At 60.7% G+C, this 6,033-nt stretch carries 5 protein-coding genes; 2 read left to right on the top strand and 3 right to left on the bottom strand.

Features of this window, described 5'->3' with window-relative positions; genetic code table 11:
• Positions 1–1,371: MFS transporter (locus VGO04_RS07010; RefSeq protein ID WP_327495236.1), on the bottom strand; the 1,371-nt coding region annotated here is incomplete at its 3' end.
• A gap of 495 nt (positions 1,372–1,866) precedes the next feature.
• Between VGO04_RS07010 and VGO04_RS07005 the strand changes: the two genes are divergently transcribed.
• Both VGO04_RS07005 and VGO04_RS07000 read left to right on the top strand, forming a co-directional pair.
• On the top strand, positions 1,867–2,901 hold the full coding sequence (locus tag VGO04_RS07005) for an aspartate-semialdehyde dehydrogenase (protein WP_034800169.1): 1,035 nt from the start codon (positions 1,867–1,869) through the stop codon (positions 2,899–2,901).
• 193 nt (positions 2,902–3,094) lie between these two features.
• Entirely contained in the window at positions 3,095–3,916 is an 822-nt protein-coding gene (locus VGO04_RS07000) for a lytic transglycosylase domain-containing protein (protein ID WP_327495235.1), read from the top strand.
• Between the two features lie 96 nt (positions 3,917–4,012).
• Here the strand turns inward: VGO04_RS07000 and VGO04_RS06995 are convergent, their stop codons facing one another.
• Together VGO04_RS06995 and pdxY are read right to left on the bottom strand one after the other, a co-directional pair.
• Positions 4,013–4,666: a carbonic anhydrase gene (locus tag VGO04_RS06995; RefSeq protein WP_327495234.1), complete on the bottom strand. Its 654-nt coding sequence runs from the start codon at positions 4,664–4,666 to the stop codon at positions 4,013–4,015.
• 129 nt (positions 4,667–4,795) lie between these two features.
• Positions 4,796–5,677: a pyridoxal kinase PdxY gene (pdxY, locus tag VGO04_RS06990; RefSeq protein ID WP_327495233.1), complete on the bottom strand. Its 882-nt coding sequence runs from the start codon at positions 5,675–5,677 to the stop codon at positions 4,796–4,798.
• Between the last annotated feature and the right edge of the window lie 356 nt (positions 5,678–6,033).

Here is a 6,033-nt window from a genome sequence, read left to right as displayed (position 1 = left end):
GGATTCCGGAACCTTTGCCGCGCCACGAACCAGCGGATAGCCGGCATTGTGGAGCGCCATGTTGGTCTGCTTTTCGAAGGCGGCATTGGCTGCCTTGGCACCATCGCCAGCGGCGATCGCGTCATAGCTGTTGATGGTGGTATCGCCGACCTTAACCGTCGCAGCAGTGCCGGGAGCGGCCGTGGTCACGACGTCGTAGGGTACCGAGTTCTTCGTCAGGAACGACGTTGCGATATCGCACGAGGTCGTGAATTTCGCAGTTCCCGTCGGGTTGAACTGGAACTTGCAATCGTCGGGGGCTGCGGTCACGGTTGCACGAACCGTTGCCTGGGCCTGGGCGAGCGCCGGATTACCGGCCCAGGTCAGCGCCTTGAACAGCGGGAAGTAGGTGAGCATGGCGAGCAGCAGGCCAGCCATGATGATGGGCTTGCGGCCGATCTTGTCGGAGAGCCAACCGAAGAGCACGAAGAAGCCCGTGCCGAGAATGAGCGAGGCGGCGACCATGATGTTGGCCGACTGCGCATCCACCTTCAGCACGCCGGTCAGGAAGAACAGTGCGTAAAACTGGCCGGAATACCAGACGACGGCCTGGCCGACGACGGCGCCGAACAGCGCCAGAAGCGCAATCTTGGCGTTCCTCCATTGGCCAAAGGCTTCCTTCAGCGGCGCCTTCGAGGTTTTGCCCTCTTCCTTCATCTTCTTGAAGGCGGGGGATTCGTTCATCTTCAGGCGGATCCAGACGGAAATGCCGAGCAGCACGCACGACAGCAGGAACGGAATGCGCCAGCCCCAGGCAGCAAAGGCTTCCTTGCCGAGTGCAAATTGCACGAGCAGGATCACCACCAGCGACAGGAATAGACCGAGCGTCGCCGTCGTTTGAATCCACGAGGTGAAGTAGCCGCGGCGCCCATTCGGCGCATGTTCGGCGACATAGGTCGCAGCACCGCCATATTCACCACCGAGCGCCAGGCCCTGCAGCATGCGCAGCACGATGAGCAGGATCGGGGCGGCGATGCCGATCGAGGCGGCGCCGGGCAGGATACCGACCAGGAACGTCGAAAGACCCATGATCAGGATCGTGACCAGGAAGGTGTATTTGCGGCCGACGAGGTCACCGAGGCGACCGAAGACCAGGGCGCCGAACGGGCGAACCAGGAAGCCCGCGGCAAATGCCAGAAGCGCGAAGATGTTTCGCGTCGTTTCCGGATAGGAACTGAAGAAGGTCGCACCGATGTAAACGGCGAGCGAACCGTAAAGATAGAAATCGTACCATTCGAAGACGGTACCAAGCGACGAGGCGAAGATGACCTTCTTCTCCTCGCCGGTCATCGGACGCGTTTTTGCGTCGTCCGCTGTCGCGACATTTGCCATTTTGTTTATCCTCCACTCCAAAACAGCCTGTTGGAGCGCCCATTGGCTGGTCCGGCATTCCTCCCAAGAATGACCGGACGTGGTGCGCCTGATAGTGAGGATGTCAGAAAACAACCGTCGCAGGCAGAGATGCTTTCGGCTTATGACTTTCGTCTAATGCGGCGATCGACCGCGGGCGGTCTTCGGCAGACGTCGCCGAGCCGCTGTGTCTTGACTCTTCTTCAAAACCGCGTAAGAGCAGCGACGAACGAGGAAATCACCGCCATGCGACCGATCGGTCCAGCCATCGCTGCTTTGATCCTGCCGGCTCACGCCGCGGGACGGGATTGCGATTTCTCGTTCGCTTGCAAAACAACGGCCAAAACGACGACGAAAACCGTCTGACGTCTCTGGCCACCGCTCTCTCCCCGGTAAGGCCGGGGACAGGAACCTTCGCGGCAACACGCGCGGTTCCCCCTCCACCCGAAGAGGAGAGACAGAAAGAGAGCTTAGATCATGGGTTTCAAGATTGCAGTTGCAGGCGCTACCGGCAATGTCGGCCGGGAGATGCTGAATATCCTTTCGGAGCGCGGGTTTCCCGCTGACGAGGTGGTCGCCCTTGCTTCCGCCCGCTCCCAGGGCACGGAAGTTTCCTTCGGCGACAAGACGCTCAAGGTCAAGAACCTCGAAAACTACGATTTCTCCGACACCGATATCTGCCTGATGTCGGCCGGCGGCGCAGTTTCGCTGAAGTATTCGCCAAAGATCGGCCAGCAGGGCTGCGTCGTCATCGACAACTCTTCGGCTTGGCGCTACGACGCCGAAGTGCCGCTGATCGTTCCTGAAGTGAACCCGGACGCGATCGCGCAGTTCACCAAGAAGAACATCATCGCCAACCCGAATTGCTCGACGGCCCAGCTCGTGGTCGCCCTGAAGCCGCTGCATGACCACGCCAAGATCAAGCGCGTCGTCGTCTCGACCTACCAGTCGGTTTCCGGCGCCGGCAAGGACGGCATGGACGAACTCTTCAACCAGACCCGCGCGGTGTTCGTCGCCGATCCGATCGAATCGAAGAAGTTCACCAAGCGCATCGCCTTCAACGTCATTCCGCACATCGACGTGTTCATGGAAGACGGCTACACGAAGGAAGAGTGGAAGGTTTTGGCCGAAACCAAGAAGATGCTCGACCCGAAGATCAAGGTGACCTGCACGGCCGTGCGCGTTCCGGTCTTCATCGGCCACTCGGAATCGGTCAACATCGAGTTCGAAAACGAGATCACGGCTGACGAAGCGCGCGACATCCTGCGCGAAGCGCCGGGTTGCCTGGTCGTCGACAAGCACGAGAACGGCGGCTACGTGACGCCGTACGAATGCGCTGGCGAAGACGCGACCTACATCTCGCGTATCCGCGAAGATGCGACCGTCGAAAACGGCCTCAACCTTTGGGTCGTCTCCGACAACCTGCGCAAGGGCGCGGCGCTGAACGCAATCCAGATCGCCGAACTCCTGGTCAACCGCGGCCTCATCAAGCCGCGCAAGCAGGCAGCCTGAGCGAGACAGCTGGGCAGATCATTCCCGCCAGGTCCCCTTCGGCCCTGGCGGGTTTCCTGTTTCATGGGATACCGGCCGATACGGGATTCACGTGAAACCACGAAAATGTGACCGCCGTTTGCGGCAGGTGACATAGCCAGCGAAGGCTGGCATTTTTAAAAGCAAAGCGATTCGGGCTATGACGGGGTATTTCATGCACAGGGCAAAGTGCGTAGCGATGGGGCTTGCTGCCCTGATTTCAACGGCTGTTTTTCCGGCGGTGGCGTCGGCCGCGCAATGCGGCAACGACGGAAGCGGCTTTTCTGCCTGGGTGCAGAACTTCAAGCAGGAGGCTTCCGGCAACGGCATCAGCCCCGCGGTTCTCGAACGGGCACTTTCGAACGTCTCCTACAACAAGGCGACGATCCGTGCGGACCGCGGCCAGAAGAGCTTCAAGCTGTCGCTCGAGCAGTTCATGCAGAAGCGTGGCGGCCAGACGATCATCTCGCGCGGCAAGAAGATGAAGCAGCAGAACGCTGCGCTCTTTACAAGCATCGAGCGCCGCTATGGCGTGCCGGCCGGTCCGCTGATCGCGATCTGGGGCATGGAAACCGGCTTCGGTGGCTTCATGGGCAAGGAGCACACGCTCTCGGCCGTATCGACGCTCGCCTATGACTGCCGCCGCTCGGATTACTTCACCAACCAGCTCTATGCGGCCCTGCAACTCGTGCAGCGCGGCGACCTGAGCCCGGATGCACGCGGCGCTGCCCACGGCGAAATCGGGCAGACCCAGTTCCTGCCGGCCAACGTTCTGAAATACGGCGTTGACGGTGACGGAAACGGCCATGTCGACATGGTTCGCTCCAAGGCCGATGCGCTTGCGTCCACCGCCAACTTCCTGCGCGGCCATGGTTGGCAGCCGGGTGCCGGCTATCAGCAGGGCCAGGCGAATTTTGGCGCAATCCAGGGCTGGAACGCCGCAACGGTCTACCAGCAGGCGATCGCCATCATCGGCGCGGAAATCGACGGTCTTTAGGATTTGGCGCCTTCAGGCGCGACCTGTCGACAGCGATCTGTCAGAGGTCCGGTTCGAAAGAGCCGGGCCTTTTGTTTGTCGACGGGATCGTCTCGATCACATGCCCGGGCGCAGGAAATCGCCGGTCGCCGGATCCATGATCCAGAGTTCGCCGGTCGAAATGTCGAACCAGGCACCGTGCAGGTTGAGCTTGCCCTTGGCCTCGAGGATCTGAACGCAAGGGAAGGTCCGCAGATTGGCGAGCGAATTGCGGATCGACACCCGTTCGAGCGCACGCTGGCGCTCGGCTTGCGTCATGACGTCGTTGCTCTGGATCTGCTCGGCGGCCGGCTTCAGCAGATGCATCCAGCGACCGATGAAATCGCCGGGTGACAGCGGTTCGGCATCCGGATCGAGCGCCGCCTTGATGCCGCCACAGCGGCCGTGCCCCATGACCACGATGTCGCTGACGCGGAGCGACTGCACGGCAAATTCGAGTGCCGCCGACGTCGAGTGATAGTGCCCATCCGGTTCATAGGGCGGCATCAGGTTGGCGACGTTGCGCACGACGAAGAGCTCGCCCGGGCCGCTGTCGAAGATCGTTTCCGGCGCGGCGCGAGAATCGCAACAGGCAATCACCATCGTCTTCGGCTTTTGACCGGTTTCCGCCAGCGCCTTGTAGCGTTTCTGCTGCTCGCTGAAGCGACCGTTCATGAAATTGTGGTAGCCGTTCAGAAGATAGTCCGGAAAACGCTGCTGCTGCTTGTCCATCGATTGCTCCGCTCGTGCTTCAGGGCGGGATGGCCGGCATTCGCCCACCCACGCCTCCGTCATGAAAATGATCGCGATCTAAAATTCAATCCACGATGCCACAGGGGTGGCGGTCCGTGAACAGCTTCTTCATTTGCGCCGCATCTGATTCGGATGAACCAGGCGACGCATCTGCACCATCGCCATTGGCGTCGAAAGGCTCGATGCGTCCTGCTCGATGGTCAATTCATCCGCGCCGCGCTTGACGCTCCGCGCGATGATCTCAAATACGCTCGCCGTCGCCATCTGCAAGGCGCGCTCCTCTGAAAGTCCTTCAAGCAATCGGGCGAGAAAAACCGCCGTCAGCAGGTCGCCCGTTCCGTTTGGCGAATTCTCGACGAGCCGATGTTCGGCGAGCAGCGCGTGGTTGCCGGAAAGAAACAGGTTGCCGGTACCGCCGCTCATCATCGGCACGGCAGACGTCACCAGGACGCGGGCCGGGCCGAGGCCGAGAGCGGCATCGAGGATCTCGGTATTCGTTTCCAGCGTCGCGCCTGCAAGCCAGGCAAGCTCGAAGCGGTTCGGCGTCGCCAGGCTGGCGAGCGGCAGAAGCCGGTCGCGAATGGCAATCGCAGTCGGCTCGGGTACATAAAGACCTCCAGCGTCGCCGATCACCGGGTCACAGGCATAGGTCAGCTTGGGACTGCGCTCCCGCAGAGCCGACACCAACCGCGCGACACCCTCGGCCTGGGCTGCCGAACCGAGATAGCCTGACAGCACGGCACGCACTTCGCCCACCCAGGGCGCAGCAATGAGATCGTCGATCACCGCCTGAAAATCCGCATCGGAAATCGCAACGCGGGTCGAGCGTCCATGGCCGGGGTGCCAGGGGAGAATGACAGTCGGCAACGCCCAGACAGGATGCCCCAGCGTTTCCAACGCGAAGACCACGGCCCTGTTGCCGACCTTGCCGCGCACGACATGGCTCGAGATGACGATGACGGCGCCGGGCAGGGAGGGCATTTCGGGCATCGACCAGTCCAATCCTTAGATCTAAAACTCTGATCACCCGACTGTCACCGCCCTGTCAACAGGCGATGGCAGATAGGCTCCGTGCAAGCCGCTGGCGTTTTCGTGCTTTTTCATCGATTTTCGAGCAATTTTCGCGAAATTGCCTTCGATTTAAATGGATTTAAGCTGTTTTCACGTGAAATTCTCCAATTTCGGGCTCGATTTTGCCGAAATCAGCGTAAAAAGCGGTCGCCATTAGCCATGGTTCTGATAGGGTTTGGCCTATCATGAGTGGGAGAGACTTCATGGGCGTGAAATACAATCCGAAGCGGGACAGACACATCGACGCAGCGAAGGCGGCCGCCATCAAACTGGGC

The organism is Ensifer sp., from assembly GCF_035999185.1.
Taxonomy (GTDB): Bacteria; Pseudomonadota; Alphaproteobacteria; order Rhizobiales; family Rhizobiaceae; genus Ensifer.
The sequence above is the reverse complement of the archived record's forward strand: the minus strand, read 5'-3'. Positions and strand labels throughout refer to the sequence as shown.